The 19,934-nt window shown below is 43.0% G+C and carries 21 protein-coding genes and 1 tRNA gene; 16 read left to right on the plus strand and 6 right to left on the minus strand.

Annotation, left to right across the window (positions count from 1 at the left end):
- Positions 1-45: 45 nt before the first annotated feature.
- The 4 genes from EKM80_RS12470 to galU all read left to right on the plus strand — a co-directional run bounded on the left by EKM80_RS12470 (position 46) and on the right by galU (position 2,577).
- Entirely contained in the window at positions 46-585 is a 540-nt protein-coding gene (locus EKM80_RS12470; protein ID WP_125553703.1) for a GNAT family N-acetyltransferase, read from the plus strand.
- A gap of 199 nt (positions 586-784) precedes the next feature.
- Complete coding sequence (locus EKM80_RS12475; protein WP_125553705.1) at positions 785-1,024, plus strand: hypothetical protein; 240 nt, start codon at positions 785-787, stop codon at positions 1,022-1,024.
- A gap of 212 nt (positions 1,025-1,236) precedes the next feature.
- Entirely contained in the window at positions 1,237-1,479 is a 243-nt protein-coding gene (locus EKM80_RS12480) for a hypothetical protein (protein WP_125553707.1), read from the plus strand.
- Positions 1,480-1,674: 195 nt separating this feature from the next.
- Positions 1,675-2,577, plus strand: a complete 903-nt coding sequence (gene galU, locus EKM80_RS12485; RefSeq protein WP_125553709.1) for a UTP--glucose-1-phosphate uridylyltransferase GalU — start codon at positions 1,675-1,677, stop codon at positions 2,575-2,577.
- 52 nt (positions 2,578-2,629) lie between these two features.
- Here the strand turns inward: galU and EKM80_RS12490 are convergent, their stop codons facing one another.
- Positions 2,630-3,604 (minus strand): asparaginase, encoded by a 975-nt coding sequence (locus EKM80_RS12490; protein ID WP_125553711.1) that lies wholly within the window; start codon positions 3,602-3,604, stop codon positions 2,630-2,632.
- A gap of 678 nt (positions 3,605-4,282) precedes the next feature.
- Between EKM80_RS12490 and tsaB the strand changes: the two genes are divergently transcribed.
- The 4 genes from tsaB to tsaD are packed head-to-tail and all read left to right on the plus strand — an operon-like array spanning position 4,283 to position 7,070.
- Positions 4,283-5,002 carry a tRNA (adenosine(37)-N6)-threonylcarbamoyltransferase complex dimerization subunit type 1 TsaB gene (gene tsaB, locus EKM80_RS12495; protein ID WP_125553713.1) on the plus strand — a complete coding sequence of 240 codons (720 nt, stop codon included), beginning with the start codon at positions 4,283-4,285 and terminating at the stop codon, positions 5,000-5,002.
- Positions 4,986-5,534 (plus strand): ribosomal protein S18-alanine N-acetyltransferase, encoded by a 549-nt coding sequence (rimI, locus tag EKM80_RS12500; protein ID WP_125553715.1) that lies wholly within the window; start codon positions 4,986-4,988, stop codon positions 5,532-5,534. The genes tsaB and rimI (EKM80_RS12500) overlap by 17 nt, the downstream gene beginning before the upstream one ends.
- Positions 5,534-6,049: a ribosomal protein S18-alanine N-acetyltransferase gene (rimI, locus tag EKM80_RS12505; protein ID WP_125553717.1), complete on the plus strand. Its 516-nt coding sequence runs from the start codon at positions 5,534-5,536 to the stop codon at positions 6,047-6,049. The genes rimI (EKM80_RS12500) and rimI (EKM80_RS12505) overlap by 1 nt, the downstream gene beginning before the upstream one ends.
- Entirely contained in the window at positions 6,003-7,070 is a 1,068-nt protein-coding gene (tsaD, locus tag EKM80_RS12510; RefSeq protein WP_125553719.1) for a tRNA (adenosine(37)-N6)-threonylcarbamoyltransferase complex transferase subunit TsaD, read from the plus strand. The genes rimI (EKM80_RS12505) and tsaD overlap by 47 nt, the downstream gene beginning before the upstream one ends.
- A gap of 110 nt (positions 7,071-7,180) precedes the next feature.
- On the opposite strand, the gene EKM80_RS12515 is transcribed toward tsaD, so the two are convergent.
- Positions 7,181-9,133 (minus strand): ABC-F family ATP-binding cassette domain-containing protein, encoded by a 1,953-nt coding sequence (locus tag EKM80_RS12515; protein ID WP_125553721.1) that lies wholly within the window; start codon positions 9,131-9,133, stop codon positions 7,181-7,183.
- Between the two features lie 284 nt (positions 9,134-9,417).
- Between EKM80_RS12515 and EKM80_RS12520 the strand changes: the two genes are divergently transcribed.
- The 3 genes from EKM80_RS12520 to EKM80_RS12530 all read left to right on the plus strand — a co-directional run bounded on the left by EKM80_RS12520 (position 9,418) and on the right by EKM80_RS12530 (position 11,257).
- Entirely contained in the window at positions 9,418-10,077 is a 660-nt protein-coding gene (locus tag EKM80_RS12520; protein ID WP_125553723.1) for a redox-sensing transcriptional repressor Rex, read from the plus strand.
- A gap of 121 nt (positions 10,078-10,198) precedes the next feature.
- The gene (locus EKM80_RS12525; RefSeq protein ID WP_125553725.1) at positions 10,199-11,125 is read left to right on the plus strand and encodes an LPXTG cell wall anchor domain-containing protein; all 927 of its coding nucleotides are present in this window, start codon (positions 10,199-10,201) and stop codon (positions 11,123-11,125) included.
- A gap of 60 nt (positions 11,126-11,185) precedes the next feature.
- Positions 11,186-11,257: transfer RNA gene (locus EKM80_RS12530), tRNA-Gln, on the plus strand.
- 887 nt (positions 11,258-12,144) lie between these two features.
- Here EKM80_RS12530 and EKM80_RS12535 read toward each other — a convergent pair.
- The 3 genes from EKM80_RS12535 to EKM80_RS12545 all read right to left on the minus strand — a co-directional run bounded on the left by EKM80_RS12535 (position 12,145) and on the right by EKM80_RS12545 (position 16,177).
- Positions 12,145-13,512 carry an NAD-dependent succinate-semialdehyde dehydrogenase gene (locus EKM80_RS12535; RefSeq protein WP_125553727.1) on the minus strand — a complete coding sequence of 456 codons (1,368 nt, stop codon included), beginning with the start codon at positions 13,510-13,512 and terminating at the stop codon, positions 12,145-12,147.
- A 248-nt stretch (positions 13,513-13,760) separates the two neighbouring features.
- Positions 13,761-15,110, minus strand: coding sequence for an IS4 family transposase (locus EKM80_RS12540; RefSeq protein WP_010015028.1), 1,350 nt, complete (start codon positions 15,108-15,110; stop codon positions 13,761-13,763).
- A gap of 137 nt (positions 15,111-15,247) precedes the next feature.
- Positions 15,248-16,177, minus strand: a complete 930-nt coding sequence (locus tag EKM80_RS12545; protein WP_125553730.1) for an alpha/beta hydrolase — start codon at positions 16,175-16,177, stop codon at positions 15,248-15,250.
- 169 nt (positions 16,178-16,346) lie between these two features.
- On the opposite strand from EKM80_RS12545, the gene EKM80_RS12550 reads away from it, so the two are divergent.
- The 3 genes from EKM80_RS12550 to EKM80_RS12560 all read left to right on the plus strand — a co-directional run bounded on the left by EKM80_RS12550 (position 16,347) and on the right by EKM80_RS12560 (position 18,260).
- Positions 16,347-17,000: a deoxynucleoside kinase gene (locus tag EKM80_RS12550; protein WP_125553732.1), complete on the plus strand. Its 654-nt coding sequence runs from the start codon at positions 16,347-16,349 to the stop codon at positions 16,998-17,000.
- Positions 17,001-17,277: 277 nt separating this feature from the next.
- Positions 17,278-17,478 carry a cold-shock protein gene (locus tag EKM80_RS12555; RefSeq protein WP_010688028.1) on the plus strand — a complete coding sequence of 67 codons (201 nt, stop codon included), beginning with the start codon at positions 17,278-17,280 and terminating at the stop codon, positions 17,476-17,478.
- Between the two features lie 155 nt (positions 17,479-17,633).
- Complete coding sequence (locus EKM80_RS12560) at positions 17,634-18,260, plus strand: hypothetical protein (protein ID WP_125553734.1); 627 nt, start codon at positions 17,634-17,636, stop codon at positions 18,258-18,260.
- A 48-nt stretch (positions 18,261-18,308) separates the two neighbouring features.
- Here the strand turns inward: EKM80_RS12560 and EKM80_RS14930 are convergent, their stop codons facing one another.
- Positions 18,309-18,452: a hypothetical protein gene (locus tag EKM80_RS14930; RefSeq protein ID WP_164509560.1), complete on the minus strand. Its 144-nt coding sequence runs from the start codon at positions 18,450-18,452 to the stop codon at positions 18,309-18,311.
- A 686-nt stretch (positions 18,453-19,138) separates the two neighbouring features.
- Here EKM80_RS14930 and EKM80_RS12565 point away from each other — a divergent pair.
- Together EKM80_RS12565 and EKM80_RS12570 are read left to right on the plus strand one after the other, a co-directional pair.
- The gene (locus EKM80_RS12565; RefSeq protein WP_125553736.1) at positions 19,139-19,396 is read left to right on the plus strand and encodes a hypothetical protein; all 258 of its coding nucleotides are present in this window, start codon (positions 19,139-19,141) and stop codon (positions 19,394-19,396) included.
- Positions 19,359-19,826, plus strand: coding sequence for a DUF2335 domain-containing protein (locus EKM80_RS12570; RefSeq protein ID WP_125553738.1), 468 nt, complete (start codon positions 19,359-19,361; stop codon positions 19,824-19,826). The genes EKM80_RS12565 and EKM80_RS12570 overlap by 38 nt, the downstream gene beginning before the upstream one ends.
- The last annotated feature ends 108 nt before the right edge of the window (positions 19,827-19,934 follow it).

Consider the following 19,934-nt stretch of genomic DNA (forward strand, 5'->3'; position numbering starts at 1 on the left):
ATTCTGAGATCGGGCGATTTGTATTGAAAAACGGTTTATTATTAGGTGCTTACAGTTAAAATTAGCCCAGTTCAATTAACTGAATACGCGGCAACGCAGCAAGTCGTACAGTGGGCCTTCAGCGGCAGCCAGTACACTGATAAAGACGAGCATCACTTGATTGGCCGATTACGCCAAGAACAAGATTATCGGGCTGCTTTTGACGTTGCGGCGCGCACAACCACCGGTAAAATTGTTGGGCACGCTATGCTGTCAGAAATTGTGATTCAAAACCAGACACAAGTGGTCACTGCGCTAGCCTTGGCGCCACTGGCGGTGTTGCCAGACTATCAGCACCAAGGTATCGGTGGTCAATTGATCAATTACCTGGAGCACGCTGCTCGGCAGGCTAATTATCCGGCCATCAGTATCCTTGGTGATTCAGTTTATTACGGTCGCTTTGGTTATCGACCGGCAAATGAATTTGGTGTCAAAGCTAGTTTTGCTGTTCCGGCAGCATTTTACTTGCTAAAACCACCGCTGCCTGAACAGGTCGCTGCGCTAATTGGGACAATTCAGTATCAACGATCTTTTAACTTGGCCTAAAAGCTAACATGAATATGTCATTTTATTTATAAGCAAACGTTAAATTGGTATTTACTAAGAAGTCGCTAAGAAAGCCCTAATTTAGTCAGTTATCGGTTGTACTAATCTCTAGATATGTTATGGTATAGCCAACAGAGAAATTAACAACCTAACACGTCAAGCAGAACTTATTTTTGTCAAAGTAGAGAGGGAGAGAACCTTGTTAGCCACGAGAACTATTTCTGATTATGAACTGTTACAGCACTTTAAAAGTTATTTGTTAGACCACCGTCAACAAGTCAAACAATACCATTCAGTCAAGGAATACGTGCGAAAAGAACAACCGACAATGACCCCATTTATGCGTAGCCAGGCTCGGATTCCTAAGCATTATAAACGGGTGATTCGTCAGTTGACCCCACAAGATTTCGACCAGATCGAACGTCAATTGAATCACTAACTCAGCGACTCGTTGCCAGTGGTAGCGGGTCTTTTTTGTGCCTAAATGAGACCAGCTTAAGATTTGATGATAATTGGTTCAGATGACTTGCTATGTAAGGTCAAACGCGTTACTTTAAGGGTGTAGAGCAAACGGTACCAGAAGAAGTGTTATCGCCTGTGACACTATTAATTTTTGATAGACAAATTAACCACTATTAGGAGGTATTAATTATGTTCACCAGTACAAAACCAGTTAACGATTATGAGCTATTGCAACAGTTTAAGGGCTTTTTAGCTGAGCACAAGGCACAAATCAAGGATTACCCTGATTTAGAAACATATGTGGCCAATGCGCATGCCGGTTTTTATTTTACGCCACTTCAAACAGACAAGATCCCTAGTCGTTACAATCGGGTGATCAAGCAGCTGACTTCCAGTGATTATGGGGCGTTAGCTAAAATGCTACAATTATAGATTTCTGCCATTATTTTGGATAGGTGGGGCATAAGCAAAATTATGTCCCACCTGTTTTTATTTTTCAACGGTAGCTCCAAAAAGCACCTATACCAAATTTCCTTTTTGTATCCGTTTGCGATTATTAGGTGTTTTTAAGGAAGTAACCCTGAGTTTATAGTATAATGAGAACATACTTTTATTGGAGGCGTGAGAATGAACGTACATAAAGCAGTGATTCCGGCAGCAGGTCTTGGGACACGATTTTTGCCAGCAACTAAAGCAATGGCAAAGGAAATGTTGCCAATCGTTGACAAACCAACGATTCAATTCATCGTAGAAGAAGCCCAAGCATCGGGCATTGACGATATTTTAATTATTACTGGGAAGGGCAAGCGGCCAATTGAAGATCATTTTGACTCTGTGCCTGAACTGGAACAAAATTTAATTAAGAAGCATAAAGATGAGATGTTGAAGGTGGTTCAGGAAACCACTAACATGAAAGTTAATCTATTTTTCATTCGCCAATCACATCCCAACGGTTTAGGTGATGCTGTCCGCTTAGCTAAATCGTTTATTGCCAATGAACCATTCGTTGTGATGCTAGGCGATGATTTAATGGAAGATAAGGTCCCATTGACTAAGCAATTGATCAATGACTACGAAAAGACCCATGCATCAACGTTAGCTGTTAAGCGTGTGCCCCATGATGAAGTGTCTAAATACGGTGTGATCGATCCTGAAGCCGAAGAATTCCCCGGCTTATATAATGTCCGTAAATTCGTAGAAAAGCCATCTGTTGACAAGGCGCCAAGTGATTTAGCTATTATCGGTCGCTATTTGTTAACACCTGAGATTTTTGATATTCTTGATAATCAAAAGCCTGGTGCTGGTGGTGAAATTCAATTAACTGATGCTATCGATGAGTTGAACAAAATTCAACGTGTTTTTGCCCATGAATTTAAAGGCAATCGTTACGATGTCGGTAATAAATTTGGTTATGTGCAAACGAATATTGAATTTGGTTTGCGCCATCCTGAAGTTAAGGACCAATTACGCGATTACATCATTGAATTATCGAAAAAATTAGAAGCTGAGAAAAAAGCAGCTAAAAAATAAAGCGTAAAAAGAAGACTGTGCCCTAATATTAGGGCACAGTCTCTTTAGTATATTATGAAATAGCGTCACGCATATAGGTGGCTAGTTCGGCGCCACGTTTGCCACTGGAAAGTGCAACGAGCAACTTGATTCGTGCTTTTTGGCCGTTTAAGCCTTGGCAGAAGATCAGCCCCATTTCAGCTAATTGTTGGCCGCCGCCTTTGTAGCCATAAACGGGTTCCGCCACACCGTTGAAACAACGGGAGACGAGGATGATCGGAATATGGCGTGCTAATAATTTTTCGAGTGCGGGTAAAGTTGCCGGTGGTAAATTACCAGCGCCAGTGCCTTCAATAACTAAGCCATTAGTTGTTGGTTGATCTAATGCCTCGAAAAAAGTACCGTCCATACCGGCATAGGCTTTCAACAGGAAAACGTGATCGATCACGTGGTCAATATCGCAGATCGATTGATTGACGAGGTCTTGAAAAAACTTAACGCCATTACTTTCCATAATACCAATGGGGCCAAAAGTTGGCGTGCGGAAAGTCGCCACGTTGGTGGTATGGGTTTTGGTAACAAAACGCGCGCTATGAACTTCATCATTCATAACCACTAGAACACCTTTACCGCGGGCATCAGGTGCGGCCGCCGTTTTGAGTGCGCTGGTTAAATTATATAAGCCATCGGAACCGATTTCGTCAGAAGAGCGCATGGCACCGGTGATGACAACTGGAATCACTGGTGGTAAAGTTAAATCAAGAAAATAGGCAGTTTCTTCCAGCGTATCGGTGCCGTGAGTGATAACCACACCATCAATACCGGCTTGTTCTGCGGTAATGATCCGCTGTTTCAGTTGTAGCATTTCCCGCGGCGTCATGTGTGGTGAGGGTAAGTTAAAGGGTTCTTCCACAGTCAGTTCGTATTTATCGGCAAATAACTTATTATAAGCCATCAGCGGATTAGCGGCACCGGGGATCAATGCGCCGTTGTCATTTTCAGCCATGGCGATGGTGCCACCAGTATGCAGAATTAGAAGGTGTTTCATAATTATGTGCTCCTATTATTAGTTTAGCGTGGATAAGGCCTAACGCAGGTCAGCTTCAGTCACGACTGGGTTCGAATTTAATACAGGTGCCAATGATTTTAATGGTCTTCTTTCAAAATATTAGCGCAAGTTTACGACAGATTTTAAACGAATGCTGCCAAAAAGAATATTGTAAAAAAAGAACATCTTCGGGCGGAAGATGTTCTGGGGAGAGTCACTTCTTCGGGGGAAGAAGTGTCAAAAAATGAAAAAGGTTTGGTTTGTTTTGGTTACAAGCTTAATATAACTGAAAAAAATGAAAAATACCCGTGAATACACTCAGAATACGATTAATTTTTACTCATTTTCACTTTTTTAGTAAAGGCTTGAGTTTGTAAACTTAATTTTCATGCAGCGCTTTAGTTACTTTTGCAAGCGTAGGCGAATTTTTTCACACTTACGAAACCAATGCCGCCGTTTAGCGCAAGTTTTGGTATAATGGTACATTGAAAGCATACTGAAGCAAGTCAGCTGAAACATGACCTACTTTGTGCTAAGATGAAGCAATTAATAAATATAGTCTATTGTAACTTTACCGTAATGATTAATTATTTTAGGTATAACTTTAGTGAAAACGTGGGACTAAGTAGGGTAGTGTTTAAGCTAACTGCTATTTCCACTTTGAAAAGGAAGTTCGAGATGTTAGTTTTAGCTATTGATACATCGAATCAAGCATTGACCGTCGCCCTGGCCACCGAGCAACAAAGTCTTGGTACAGTCACATTAAATGTTAAGCAAACTCACAGTGATGGGCTGATGCCGGCACTGGAATATTTGTTTGCTGCCACCAAAAAACAACCTAGCGACATCGATCGAGTGGCGGTGGCACAAGGGCCAGGGTCGTACACTGGTATTCGTATCGCCGTGACCACTGCCAAAACGTTAGCCTGGACGCTAAATAAACAATTAGTCGGTATCTCCAGTTTAGCTGTCGTCGCCAGCAATTGGCCAGCTGATCAAGCTAATGGCTTGATCGTGCCGTTATTTGACGCTCGGCGTAATGCTGTTTTCACCGGCGCATATCAGTGGCAACAAGGCCGCTTAGTGAATGTGCTGGCTGATCGGCATATGGCTTTGGCCGAATGGCTGCCGCAACTAGCAGCTACGAAGCAGCCACTCACCTTTGTTGGGGATACTGCTGTTTTTAACGACCAACTGATCAAGCTAGGTGAAATTGCGCCGGCCAGTTTTGACTTACCGCAAGCTAGCCGCTTAGCAAGCCTTGGTGCACAGGCCACGCCGGTTGCTGATATTCACAGTTTTGTACCAACTTATTTACGTATGACCGAAGCCGAGGTCAATTGGCTGAAGCAGCATCCCGACAATGAAGGACATGAGCCCTATGTGGAAGAAATTTAGACAATGGTATAGTAATGAAACTATGTTGCCACCGCTTAACTTCACCACCCAAGAAGTCAACCTCGGTGGTAAACCATTTGTGTTGCGCCGCGCCAGCGAAGACGATCTTGATGAACTGTTGGACGTTGAACGGCGTTGTTATGCTGGTGAAACACCGTGGGATCGGGGATCATTTGCCAATGAATTACGTAAAATCAATGACACGCTGTATCTAGTATTGCTGGATCATGAGGCAATCGTTGCTTTTATTGGTTGCTGGTTCACTACTCACGAATCGCACATTACCAATGTTGCTGTCGACCCCGATTATCAAAATGCAGGTATCGGCCGCTTTTTGATGACTTGGATGATCCGGCAAAGCCAGGAGTTGCCCTCAACAAAGCTAACGCTGGAAGTCCGTGTCAGCAACGAACCAGCCAAGCATTTATACCGCAAGCTAGGTTTTCAAGATCAGAACATCAAGAAAGCCTATTACGTCGCGGATCATGAGGATGCCTTGAATATGATGCTGCCACTGCAGGAGCAAGTTTAATGGCCTATTATTGGCCCGACAAAAGCGAGCTCACACAGCAAGCGGCAGCGTTAGGGGCATGGTGCTATCAGGTTTGTGCCGCCAGCTACCCAACAGGTGCACCTTGGCGGCAGGCTACGTTTGTCGCTAATTTGCAGGCACCGCATCAATATTACTTATTTGCGGTCAATGCAGGTCAACTCAGCGGCTTTATCAGTTATACCGCTGTATTGGACGAAATCGAGATCACCAATGTGGTCGTGGATCCAAAATGGCAGCGGCAGCATATTGCTTGGCAGTTGTGGCAAGTTTTGTTGCAGGCACAAACACAGCCGATCCATTTTTATTTAGAAGTTCGCGCTAGTAATTTACCGGCGCAAAAATTATACACCAAGTTAGGTTTTACGGTGCTCAATCGTCGTCGTGACTACTACGCCGCGCCGACGGAGGATGCCTTGATCATGGCCTTGGAATGGAAGGAATCAAATCATGACGGAGAACAAGTCGCAGCAACGCGAGTTAATTTTAGCTTTTGAATCAAGTTGTGACGAAACCAGTGTGGCAGTAGTCGAAAATGGGGATACGATTTTATCCAATGTGATCGCCTCACAGATCAATAGTCAAAAACGCTTTGGCGGCGTGGTGCCAGAAGTAGCCAGTCGTCATCACGTTGAGCAGGTTACCATTTGTGCCGAAGAGGCCATGGCCCAAGCTGATGTGACCTACGCTGATTTAACCGCAGTGGCCGTTACGTACGGTCCTGGGTTAGTCGGTGCGTTACTGATTGGTGTTTCCGCAGCTAAAGCGATCGCCTTTGCGCATCAATTACCGTTGGTGCCAGTGAACCACATGGCTGGCCATATTTACGCCGCACGTTTGGTTAAGCCGCTAACTTATCCGTTATTGGCGCTACTAGTTTCTGGTGGCCATACTGAAATCGTCTATATGCGCGCCGCTGGTGAGTTTGAAATTATCGGCGATACGCGCGATGACGCGGCAGGTGAAGCGTTTGACAAGGTTGGGCGCGTGTTGAATCTGGCTTACCCAGCCGGTAAAAAAATCGATGATCTGGCCAAGCAGGGAACGGACACCTTTAATTTTCCACGGGCAATGATCAAGGACGACAATTATGATTTTAGCTTTAGTGGTTTGAAAAGTGCCTTCATTAATACAGTGCATAACGCTGAACAGCGCGGGGAAGAATTAGCGCGTGCTGATTTAGCCGCCAGTTTCCAAGCAAGCGTTATTGATGTGATCGTCACTAAAACGATGCGCGCCGTGCGTGAATACGGCGTTAACCAACTGGTGATGGCTGGTGGCGTGGCTGCTAATAGTGGCTTGCGTGCGCGTTTTCAACAAGAAATTGCTGCGCACACGCCGAATGTCGATTTCGTGGTGCCACCATTACGCTTATGCGGGGACAATGGGGCGATGATCGGTGCTGCTGCACACGTTTTCTATAATCAAGGTGTCCGTGCTAATGGCCAGTTAAACGCCAAACCGGGCTTGTCTTTTGATTATATGACGCCAGAACGGCAACTAGAATTGAGTAAGTGACGTTTTGATCTGGGGTTGTAACACAAGAAAATTTTGGTTACAGCGCCATTTTTTTTGCCAAAAATGAGTCGCTAAACATTACAAGAAAGCTTGCCAATTTGGCAAGCTTTTTATGATTCTGTATGAATTTCTTCTAGTGCTAAGCTTTGCTGCTCCCATTGATTTTCAACGGTTTCTTGTTGCTGATGAACAGCTTCCAACTGTTGCTGTAACTCATTTAACTTAGCTGGATCTTGTAATGTATCGGGCTGGGTCATCGCGAGTTGCAGCTGTTGATCTTGCAGATCTAGTTCATCTAGCTTTTCTTCCAGTGCAGTCACTTCGCGTTGTAGTTTACGTGCTTGTTTTTGCTGTTCCTTGTTCAATTGGTAATGTTGCTGATCAGTGCTTGGCGCCGCACTAGTAGCCGCAACAGCAGCTGGCGCATTTTCTGCGGCAATGGCTTCTTTTTCGTCCTTTTTATCCAAATAGTAATCGTAATTACCAAGGTAAGTCGCGGTGCCGGCGCGGGACAATTCAACCGTCAGCGTGGCCAAATTATTCATGAAATAACGATCATGGGAGACGAAGAGGATCGTACCATCATAATTACGCAGCGCTTCTTCCAAAACTTCCTTGCTATCAATATCCAAATGGTTGGTTGGTTCGTCTAGAATGAGGAAATTATTGTGGTTCATGGCTAATTTCACCAACATTAATTGCGCGCGTTCTCCGCCAGAAAGGCTGGAAACTGATTTTTCAACGTCACTACCGGTAAATAAGAAGCTACCGAGAATGCGGCGAATATTGACTTCCGGCATAGTGGGATGCTCATCCCAAATTTCACCGAGTACGCTTTTATTGTTGTGTAAGTTTTCTTGTTCCTGATCGTAGTAACCAACGTCCACGCCGGTGCCAAATTGAGCGGCACCCTTTAAAAAGGGGATCTGACCAAGGATACTTTTTAATAATGTTGATTTACCAACCCCATTTGGCCCCGTGATCGCGATGGCTTCATGACGCTTGACTTGTAGGTCGATTGGATCAGCTAATGTGGTGTCACCATAACCGACCGCTGCGTGAGCGACTGTTAATACTTCATTGCCAGATTGTTTATCGGCAGTAAAGCTAAAACGGACGGTTTTATTATCGTTTTGAGGTCGCTCGATCCGGACGATTTTTTCTAATTGTTTGCGGCGACTTTGCGCACGCTTTGTTGTGGAGGCACGGACAATATTTTTATCAACAAAGTCTTGCAACTTAGCAATTTCGGCTTGCTGTTTTTCGTAGGCCTTCCATTCTTGTTCTAAATTAGCGGCTTTTTGCTCCCGGTAGCGGGTGTAATTACCATTGTAGTGCCGGGTGGTGTGTTGGCTGAGATCGTACACTTCGGTAGCCACTTTGTCGAGAAAATACTGATCATGGGAGACGATTAATAGCGCGCCGGCATAGCCTTGTAGATAGCCTTCTAGCCACGTCAACGTATCGATATCCAAATGGTTGGTCGGTTCATCTAAAATCAGCAAGTCATGCTTTTCTAGTAATAATTTTGCTAAAGCTAAGCGAGATTTTTGCCCACCAGATAGATCACTGACGCGGTGCTCGTAATAATCAGCATCAAAGCCGAAACCGTGGAGCACGTTGCGAATTTCAGCTTCATAACCATAACCATTTCGTTCGGTAAAAGTGTGCTGCAGCTGTTCGTAGCGTTTTAATGCTTGCTGATAGGCTTCTTCATCGGCTAGTAGTTCACGGTCGCCTAATTGGGCTTCTAGTTGATGCATTTGTTGTTCCATTTGGCGCAGGTCAGCAAAAACGGTCAACATTTCAGCGAAAATCGTGTGCTGGGAGTCTAGGCCAGTATCCTGCGATAAGTAGCCAACACTAACCCCTTTACTGGTGATCACTTGGCCTTCGTCAGGCGGATTTTGATCAATAATGATTTTCAACAAGGTCGACTTGCCGATACCATTGCGGCCAACTAAGGCAACACGGGCGTTACTTTGAACTTCTAAGTGGACATGTTCAAACAAAGTTTCTGCGCCAAAGCGCCGGGCGACGTTTTGTGCTTGTAATAATATCACGAGGTTCGCTTCTTTCTAATTTAATTATCGTTTGCGTGGATTGGCGAATTAAAGCACATTCGCGGTGTATCAAATTTGCAGGTTGTCGTTACCGATATTTAGCGGAAATACTAGTGACAATTTAATCACTCTCTAGTTTACCATATATCGCTATTTTACGGCATGCAAGCGAAATTCAAGTTGTGAGCAATTAATTGCTTTTCACAAGTAAATACAGTATCATAACAAGTGTTAATAAGAACTTAATTCACAAGTTGAAAAAAACATAGTTTGGAGCTGAGCGAATGGCTGAAGCAAAAATACCTAAGGCAACGGCAAAACGATTGCCAATTTATTATCGTTACTTAAATATTCTATTTAATGCGGGTAAACAGCGCGTTTCTTCCACAGAGCTTTCTGAAGCTGTCCAAGTTGATTCGGCAACGATTCGCCGTGATTTCTCATATTTTGGTGCATTAGGGAAGCGCGGTTATGGTTACGATGTTGAAAGTTTATTGAACTTTTTCAAGAAAACGTTGAATCAAGACCGCCTAACTAACGTCGCTTTAATCGGTGTTGGTAATTTAGGTCACGCCTTATTGAACTACAATTTCCGACAGACTAATAGTGTGCGCATTAGTGCCGCTTTTGATATAAATGAAGAGATTGCTAACACGATTCAAAGCGGCGTTCCCGTTTATCCAATGGCGGAAATGAAAGAACAACTGCAGATTCAGCAGATCGATGTGGCTATTTTAACGGTACCAATCGATGATGCGCAAAAAGTTGCTGATGAATTAGTAGCGGCTGGGGTTAAGGGCATCATGAATTTCACACCAATTCGCATTTCCGTGCCAGCAACCGTGCGGGTACAAAATGTTGATTTGGCTAACGAATTACAAACGTTGATTTATTTCTTGGATCATTATGGTAGTGAAGCTGCTAATCAATCAACAACTGACTAAGCACGTAGCAGGCCAATTTGGCTGTATGCGTGCTTTTTTAGCGTTTTCATTAGACCCGAGTTAGTAGATATGATAGTATAGGGTAAATGGGTTTTTCCGTCATCTATCTGGAGGGATTTAGATGCCAGCTTTTAAGCATACAATACAATATTGGCTATTGAGTGGTGGTGTGCTGCTGAGTTTAGGTTTGTTGGGCTCGGCCACTAACGCAGCAACACTGCCAGCAACAACTGTGCAGGAGCCACAAGTCGCCACAATACTGACAGCACCAGTTCTACCAGCGCCAATAGTGCCTGCCAATGAGGCGGCGCCAGCGGCTAAAGTGACTGATGGCAACACAACTACTGCTGCTGCAGACAATGCAGTGCCAACCGCTAAAATAGCAACGACACCAACTGATGAAAGTGCGGCGGAAGTGACTACCACAACGACACCAGCAATTGAACCGCAAACAAGCAATGGGCAAACTGCCGCTACAGCACCTGATGACCAGCCAGTGACACATTCAGGAGCCACATCTGCTGAATCGTCAGCACAAGGCGATACACAGCAAACTGCTGAGTCAGTAATAACTAGGCAGTCAAGTGTAACGCCGCAAACAACTGCTGACACCACAAGTGCGCCAACTGATACCACAGCAACAAAAGAAACAACAACTAAGACTGATTCAGCTACGAAAGCGGATACAACTAAGGTGACGCAGGCTGATTTATTTTCTGGGCTAAAATCTACTGATACCACGACAACGACAAAAACTGCGGCTAAGCAGTCGAGCAAAAAGGATACACCATTTAAGGTAGTCGAAGACACTAACGCGACGACGAAGGTGCAACCTAAAAAAGTTGCGGTCAAAATTGTCAATACTGCACAGAAAAAGCAAACCACAGCAAAGACTTCACTATTAGTCAACTTACTACCCGCCACTGGGGAGCAAACTAATTTGTGGCTAAGTCTTAGTGGTCTGGCCCTGATTGGCAGTGCGTTTGTCATTACGTGGCACAACTATCGGTATGATATTTTTAACCGACTGCATAAAAAAACAAATTAGTAATTGACAGTCAGCCGATTTTTCGGTAAACTATTATTCGTTGATGTGTTTTAACATCATTGGGTAATAGCGAAATGGTAACGCAACGGACTCTGAATCCGTAATTTCTAGGTTCGATCCCTAGTTACCCAATAACAGGACTGCATAGGTTGTCATAAACGCGCAAAGCGCTGATATGGCAACTTTTTTATTTTTATAAGTTTCAGGGAAAAGCATCTAAAATCAGCTATCCGTAGTGGCGAAAATAAAATAAAGCTAGTTGGCGGGGCGTTTAGCACACTTTTAACAGTGTGTTTTTTGGTTACTCGTAGTGGCCACTACGAAGATAATTCATCCCAGCCAGTAAAAAGTAGGATGGCAGCAAGTGAAATACCGCTATACCAGTGCTTAACGGTAATGTGTGCAGAATACTCAAACGATATTGCCACAAGTGGCAGTGCCATTTATAATAAAGCCACGGTTAAGTTTAGGATTGATCCCCTAAATGCGGCCTAGTGAGCAGCACGTAAACGTCACACTATCCCACCAATACTATACAAAACGATGGTGATGACTATATGTGCTATCTAGTTATCGTGTTAGGAGTGTCAAAACGGCGATATTTATTCTCTCAAGAGCGGCAATTAACTTTGCTAAAGCCTATGAGATAATAAAAAAAGCTAACCGCAAAAAGGGTTAGCCCACACTAGCACGTGCTATACTCACGCTTGAGCAGGTACCGGTGCAACGGTATCTGCTTTTTATATATTCATAATACCAGAAACAACAACAATATCAAGCGATAGCCCTAGATGTTCTTTAGGGCGTCAGATATGCCAGTATACTGTCAGATTGCTAAGTGAAATTATGTCAGGTTTTTACAGGTTGTACCCAAAAGTAAAAGTGGTATTCGCTTAAGTTTAGATAGAAAGTACCAGTAACATGACAAAGAGCCTTGTGGCGGCGTTATACCGCACAAGGCTCAAGTAGGTTAGCTGTTATTTTTAGTGGGGCTAGTTACCAATGGTTGTCAGTCCAAGTTATTCAATAATAGTTTTGGCGTTGACAAATTCGTGCAGGCCCAGATCACTTAGTTCACGACCGTAACCAGAGTGTTTGACGCCACCAAATGGTAATTCGGGGTAGGAGGTCAGCATTTGATTGATCGCCACTTGGCCAGTTTCAATCTGTGAGGCTAATTTGCGGGCGCGGGCTAAGTTAGCAGAAAAAACTGAGCCGCCTAAACCGCGCTGTGAGTGATTAGCCAGGTCGAGCGCTTCTTGGTCCGTTTTTATTTTATAAATTTGGGCAACTGGACCGAACAATTCAGTGTCGTACATAGGATTGTCCGCTTGCATGCCTTCTATGATCAAGGGGTTAAAAAGGGCACCGGGGCCAGCAATGGGTTCGTTTTTACCCCAAATAAGTTTAGCGCCACCTTTGATCACGGCATCAACTTGTTTTTGTAGCTGTTCCTGTGCTTGCTTAGATGATAAGGGTGCTAATGTTGTTGCCGGGTCCATGGGGTCACCTAACTTGCGTTTGGCAAAGGCGGCACTCATTCCGGCGACAAAATCAGCATAAACCGCTTCGTGAATGATAAAACGTTTAGCTGCGGTACAAACCTGACCAGCATTATTTAAGCGGCCAGTGACCCCAGCCTGAATGGCGTTTTTTAGGTCAGCATCGTCTAAAACGATAAAAACATCAGTGCCGCCAAGTTCCATGGTGGATTTACGTAAATTCTTACCAGCGGTTGCGGCAATCTTTTTCCCAGCACTGTCAGAACCGGTAAAAGCCACGCCTTGTACGCGGTCGTCAGCAATAATTTGGTCGACCTGATCGTAATTGATGAACAAATTTTTAAAGGCGCCAGCTGGTAGGCCAACTTTAATGGTTGCGGCCTCGAAAGCGTGGGCACATTCAGGAATAATACTCGGATCTTTCAACAAAACTGGGTTACCAATAATAAAGTTTGGTGCAAAAACACGCATAATTTGCGTGAACGGAAAGTTCCAAGGTTCAATCATCATAATAGCGCCCAGTGAGTGGTATTCAACGTGTGCTTTGCCTTTAGGAACGTCAGGGTAGGCAACATCTTGTAGCAGGCGCTCACCATTTTTGACATAATATTCGGCAAAAGCAGCTGCTTTTTTGACCTCAGCTTGTGCTTCTGGCCATAATTTGCCCATATTAGTTGTCAATGGCCGCGCATAGTGATCAACTTGGTTGCGCAATTCAGCGACTAATTGTTGGAGTAGCTGGGCGCGTTCGGCAATTGGCTGGTTTTTGGCGGTTTGATAAAACTGGTGCGCATTAACCAGCGCTTGTTCAACTTGTTCAGCAGTCGTATCGGAAAACTCACGAATAAGTTCACCGTTATACGGATTGGTTGCTTTGTAGGCCATGTTTTGATCAGCTCCTTTTTCATGTGTAAGTTTATTGTGCCGAATTTTTTGTTGAAACACAAAATAGATGCATTTTTAGCTAAAGCGGCTAGTGTTCAGTAAGCTTTGCTGCAACAAAAAAACAGTCAAGGCCACTAAATTAGGGCGTTAACTGTTTTACATTTATTTGACTAAAGGTTGAAAGTATCAAATAGACCGTAACCATTGATGTCAAACGGTTATGGCACGGTATATTACTAGTTTCCACTTCATTGAGCATTACCGAGTAGCCTGGCCAGGCTACTCGGTAATGCTTTTATAAATTCGTCAAAAATAATAGTTAATGTTTCAACCGCCATGTCGAGTTTTTCACCTAGACCAGTAATTGTTTGTATCAGCCAATTCAACGCACTTACTAACTTAATATCAGGCAACGGTCGTCCATAATCGAAGAATAAGTCACCCAGCGTCCTGTCGTCCGTATTTTCACGTTGCGCCAATGCAAGGACGTCATAGCTTAACATGACCATTGCTAGGTGACCGCAAAGCCCATCATAGCTTTGGACTTGAGTCTGATCAAATTGCAGGTATTGTTTAGCGACTTTAAAATAACATTCGATCTGCCAACGCCGACCGTACATCTGAATGATTGCTTCTGGTCTTAGGTCAGTCATTGTGGTCGCCAACACAAGATATTGATCAGCCTGGCCACGTTTGGTTACGAAGACTAACTTCATTGGGATTTTTTCGCCATCAACTTCAAATGTGACGATTGGACTGTATAGATAGCTATCCTTAATTGGCCATTTACTGCGCCGTAAGTTAGTGTATAAAGTCTTAATATCCATTTCTCGGCCACGATAACGAAAATAGACTTTTTTAGTTTTTTTCAACATACCAATCCCATGACAATGACGTTTTAGCAATGCCGCAAACATACGCGGTGATGCATACCAGCTATCGAATAAGACGTACTTGGCCTTGATGCCGGATTTGATTGCATCATCTACTAATTCTAAAGCGACATCGGTCATTTTACGGGTTGCCTGTGTACGTCGTTTCGCGGCCAGTGATCGTTGATCACTGGACTTAAGGTGCCCAAACCGATTTTTGGCGTGGCTTGATGACATCAAGGCAAAGTTCAGCGGTAAAAAAGTATTGCCGTCACTCCAGCCTAAAGTTAGTGTCCGAAAGCCTTTAAAATACTGCTGTTTGTCGTGGTCAAAAACACGAGCTAATAATTCAGTTTTGCGTGAAAATTCACGTTTAAACAATGAATCATCAATGATCAAGGCTTGTCGCCGTCTTGGATCGGTAAAATGTTGCACGTATTGGATCAAATGGATCGCTAATAGCTGAACTAGCCGTTGCCAATTAATATGTGGATCATTTAGACAATTGCGAACAGTTCGTTTTGAAAAATCATTAGCCTTTTCTGCTCTGAAAATGGAGTAACGATTAAAGATGGTGGTCAATAACCACTCAAATAAGCGTTCAGTTTTAATACCGCGCGATTTATGGATATTGACACGACGCAAAATAGCGGAGAGATGGACCAATTTTGAAAAATGAGCAAAAGAATGATGAATATCAGTGTCATTGTATTGTATAGTAGACATAGGCATGAAACTCCTCTGTATGGTTTTTGTTTAGACGCTTTAAGTATACAGATGTGGATGGTTTCATGTCTATTTTTGTAGCAAAAAAGCCCTAACAGATCAGGGCTTAAGTGGAAATATTAACTTTCAACCTTTAGTTATTTGACGTATTTAGTTAAGAACTGTTTTAAATGCTGTTGGTAGGCAACTGGTTGCTTGCTAAATGATTTAACATGCGCGGCGCCAGGAACTAACCACATTTCCTTTGGCGAATGATCCGCTTGGTATAACTTTTTAGTCATATAGTGCGGCACGAATTTATCGGCGGTACCAGTGACAAAGTAGATTGGTTTGTGATTTTTGCGTACCTGCTTAACGGCACTGGCTTCACCAAAGAAGTAACCAGCGCGGATGCGGGTGACTAAGCTGGTGACTGGCACCAGTGGGTATTTTGGTAGATTATATTGTTGCTTGGCTTCATAAGTGATTTCGTCCTCCACCGATGTGTAGGGGCTGTCGACGGCGTAAGCTTTAATTTGCGGGAGTTGCTGCTCACCACTAGCCATCACCATACCAGCGGCGCCCATGCTGATGCCAAACATGACGATCTCACTGTTTTGGCCGTTTTTAGCAACAACTTGGCGCGCCCACTGTAAATAGTCCTTACGATCTAGCCAGCCGAAGCCGATCACATTGCCTTGGCTGTCGCCGTGGCCGCGATTGTCGGGTAACAACACGTTGTAGCCCATTTTATGGAACATCGCCGCGTAGGCACCCATTTCTTCCTTACGACTCATGAAGCCGTGAGCGATAACGGCGGTTTTATTTGTTTTCTGGGCGGCGGGGATGTAATCTGCATCCAGTTTCAAGCCATCCGCCGTGGTTTCGTACCAGTGACTTTTTTTAGCATCAAGAAACCATTTCTTCTGCTGGTAAAGGGGATCACTGGTTTTGAGGGTTGGTGTTGCCGCGAGAAAATCTTTGTGGCCTGGGACTACCGCCACGTGATAAAAATACATGCCGGCACCGAACATGCCGATAACAAGGACGCCAATAATCGCACTTAGCGCTATCCAGAATTTTTTCAAAATGTCACTTCCAATATATTAGTTAATGGGGTTATCTTTTGCCCCAACTTATCTATAATAATCTTAGTCACCCCACATTGACAAGTTTTTATCGAAAAAGATTGTCCTTTGATTCATTCTGCCCTACAATATAGGGTATGCATTTTTGCAACTAACGAGGGGGCCAATCATGGTGATAATAACAGCAGGGATGATCGGCGTCGGCAAGACCACGCTGACCGGAATGATTGCGGAACATTTAGGCACAGAGGCATTCTTTGAACCAGTCGGCGATAATCCTGTTTTACCACTGTATTATTCTGATCCAAAAAAATACGGATTCTTACTGCAGATTTTCTTTTTAAATAAACGCTTTGCGATGATCAAAAAAGCCTTAACGGATGATAATAATGTACTAGATCGTTCCATTTATGAAGATGCCTTATTCACGCGAGAAAATAATAAGGAAGGCAATATTAGCGATCAAGAATTCGATATTTATTTAAAGTTATTGGACAATATGATGGCCGAATTGCAGAGTATTCCTAAGAAAGCGCCAGATCTATTAGTTTACGCTTACGCTGATTTTGATACGATTTTATACCGGATCAAAAAGCGTGGCCGTGATTACGAGCAAGTTGAAAACGATCAAAGCTTGTACGATTACTACTATAAAATTTGGAATGCGTATAAGGAATGGTTTGAAGTTTACGCCGAAGGGCCAAAAATGAAAATCGATCTGCAACAGTATGATTTAGCTAAGCCCGATAACGCTAAAAAAGTTTTGCAGCTGATCGATGACCAGTTAGTAACGGTCCGCGCACCTAAATCAATATCTAAGTAAGTAGACTACCTGTAGCGCAACGCTTTCTGACGGTTAATTTGTAATCGTGGGTAAATAAAGACGTTGTTTGCGCAAATACTAATCAATTTAATCATTTATTTAAATTAATTGCTTGATTAGTTTGCTATTGCAGGGGGGATATGCTACTATACTTATAGTACTTCTTTGTTCGGAATATTTTGGTTTCAAGTTTCATCGTAAACTTCTTCCAATGTACGCCTTTCACAAGATTTACCAAATTATACAGGTCAAATGACCTACAGGAGGATTTTTACACATGGAATCAGGTACAGTTAAATGGTTTAACGCAGACAAAGGTTATGGCTTCATTACTCGCGACAATGGCAGCGATGTATTCGTACATTTCTCAGCTATTCAAGGCGAAGGTTACAAGTCTTTAGAAGAAGGCCAACATGTAACTTTTGACGTTGAAGACAGCGATCGTGGCCCACAAGCGACTAACGTTGTTAAAGACTAGTTACTAGTCTTAATGAGCAGTCTCGAGTAATCGAGGCTGCTTTTTTTATCCGCTAAATTATTGCCAGCGTTTTCACTTAAACCTTGAGTTTCACCATACTTATTTGTTAAAATCAACGTAGTCAGTTCGGCATGATGTGGAAGGGGATCAACAACATGAAAAAACTTTTCGGTGTTTTATTGATCGGGGTCACTGCAGCAACGTTAGCAGCGTGTGGTAATGGAAGTGCCAGTCAGGATTCGACCAGTGATACTAGTCAAAAGACAAGCCAGGTCAGCAAGAAGACTAGCAGTAAAAAGGCCGCCAGTACTGATTCCGCAACTAATTCTGCTAGTAGCGCCAGTAGCAGCGCTGACGCTAGCAGCACGAGCGCAAACGAATCAACTGCTGTTAGTGCCAGTGACACGAGTAGTAGCTCAACGACAGCAAGTACAACTAGTTCAGCGGCCAGCGCTTCAGCAACTGCACAAAGCCAAACGGCTACAACATCTGCGGATGGTTTGAATTTAACCACAGCACAAGTTCAAAATTGGGTAGCCCGCAATATTAGCGGTAATTACCAAGATGGAGATTTAAGCTACGCCATGAGTAAAGACGCCAATGGTGAATTGGTGATCCAAGTGCGGGAAAATCACAATAGCGCGAATATGCAAGCACAAGGCGCAGATACCAGTACCGCACCAACAATTGGCTGGTATAAGGTTAATAGCCAAGGCCAGTTATTGCGTTCACCGGATGCTGGTGCTTCATGGAACGTTGTTAGCAGTAGCTATAATAATTAAAGAAACAAAAACAGGGACCACGGTAGCTTTTACCGGGTCCCTGTTGCTTTAAGCTGACTTTTGATTTTTTGCTTCTTGTTCGCGCGTCTGCTGTTCTTTACTAAATTGTTTCATAAAGGTTGTCAGATTACGACTAATTGCTTGATCAGAAAGCCGTTGAAACGGCAATTCAGGTTGCTTTTGTTTTTCCATATTTAACGCCTACCACTCTATATTGACAAATGTAACTGCGTTTTTCATTGGGTTGAAAAACGACGACTGCTTGGCTAGAAACCGCAACATTGTTCAAGGCCAAGCACTGGTTCAGGAAGTTAAGGGCGCACGCAAAAGCCGAGGATGCCTTAATTCAGCCTTCTCAGCGCTAATTGACTTTCTGTTTGCACAGCTATTGTACAAATTCACCAGTAGTAACTATACACTAATTATTGAGAAAATGCGAATTAGATGCATGAACTGATTTTTAGCTAGGCGGCAATTTTTGATATTAGCTGCTGTTTAATAGCTGCAGCTGGGGGGCTATTTCTAATGGTTGGCTGTAGGAAACAGGGCTGGCAACTAAATTGCCGCAAGCACTAATTTGTGTAGGTCAATAAGTGAAGTTGTCGTTGGCGAATTGGCTTGGGTAAATGACCTACTGTAAAGTTAGCTTTAATGTTCTCAAAAATACAAAGCGTGTCCATTTTTAGACTTTCGCTATGCAAACAAAAAAGGTGTTAACCGCTGATATAACAGCGATTAACACCTTTTTAAAAACTTATACGCTTTATTTTTATCGCATAGCTGGGGTAAATTTAGTTAAACAAGCTAGGATTATTTTTTAGACATGCACTTCTCTATTATGCTATACTTAAGTTGCGAAAAGAAAGGAATGGTGACTCATGAATAAATTTTATAGTCATTTTTTCAAAGGCCTAAATAAAACGTTATTTCAATCTTTCACCATTCTTTCAAATGTGGTCTTGAAAACTGATAGTTTTGTGATAAAAAGTATAAAAATACCTAAAAATAAAGATCAAAATGCTAAAAAAACTGATGCCTTGAAAATTTCAGGTGATTATAAAAAGATTGGAAAGGATTTATTTGGGTCTTTAAATAATTATGAGCGACGAAAAGGTTTTAAAATCACAACAAAATGATGAAGCTGTAGATCAAGTAATAGATCATGTAAAGAAATTACCACCAGAAAAGCGGCAGCAAGCAATAGCAAAACTGGAAATGTATTCCGGGCCAATACCGCATCCCGATATTCTTGATCGATATAATCAAATGGATCCTGGCGCTGCTAAACAAATAATCGATAATGGTGTAGCTGAGTCCGAACACAGAAGAAGTATGGAAAGTAAGCTGCTTGAATATTCACGTAGGGATCAAAAAAGGCGTGATTGGATGGGCTTTTCGATTGGACTAGTTATAATCGTGGTTGGAGCTTTCTTGATGTATTTGGATCATTATATAGTTGGGTCTATACTATCTGGCGGATCGGCGCTGGGACTAGTAGGACTGTTCTTAGATAATGGTAAGTCTTCGGACAGTGATAGCGATAATTCAGAGTCGGAAATAGATTGAGCTTATTTAAAATATAAAAACTGGTCATCTCGTTATTGAGGTGATCGGTTTTATTTTTTTGGCTCTTTGTCAAATCCTGTTGATAGCTAATTTTAGGCAGAACTGGAA

The organism is Loigolactobacillus jiayinensis, assembly GCF_003946445.1.
GTDB classification, from domain to species: domain Bacteria; phylum Bacillota; class Bacilli; order Lactobacillales; family Lactobacillaceae; genus Loigolactobacillus; species Loigolactobacillus jiayinensis.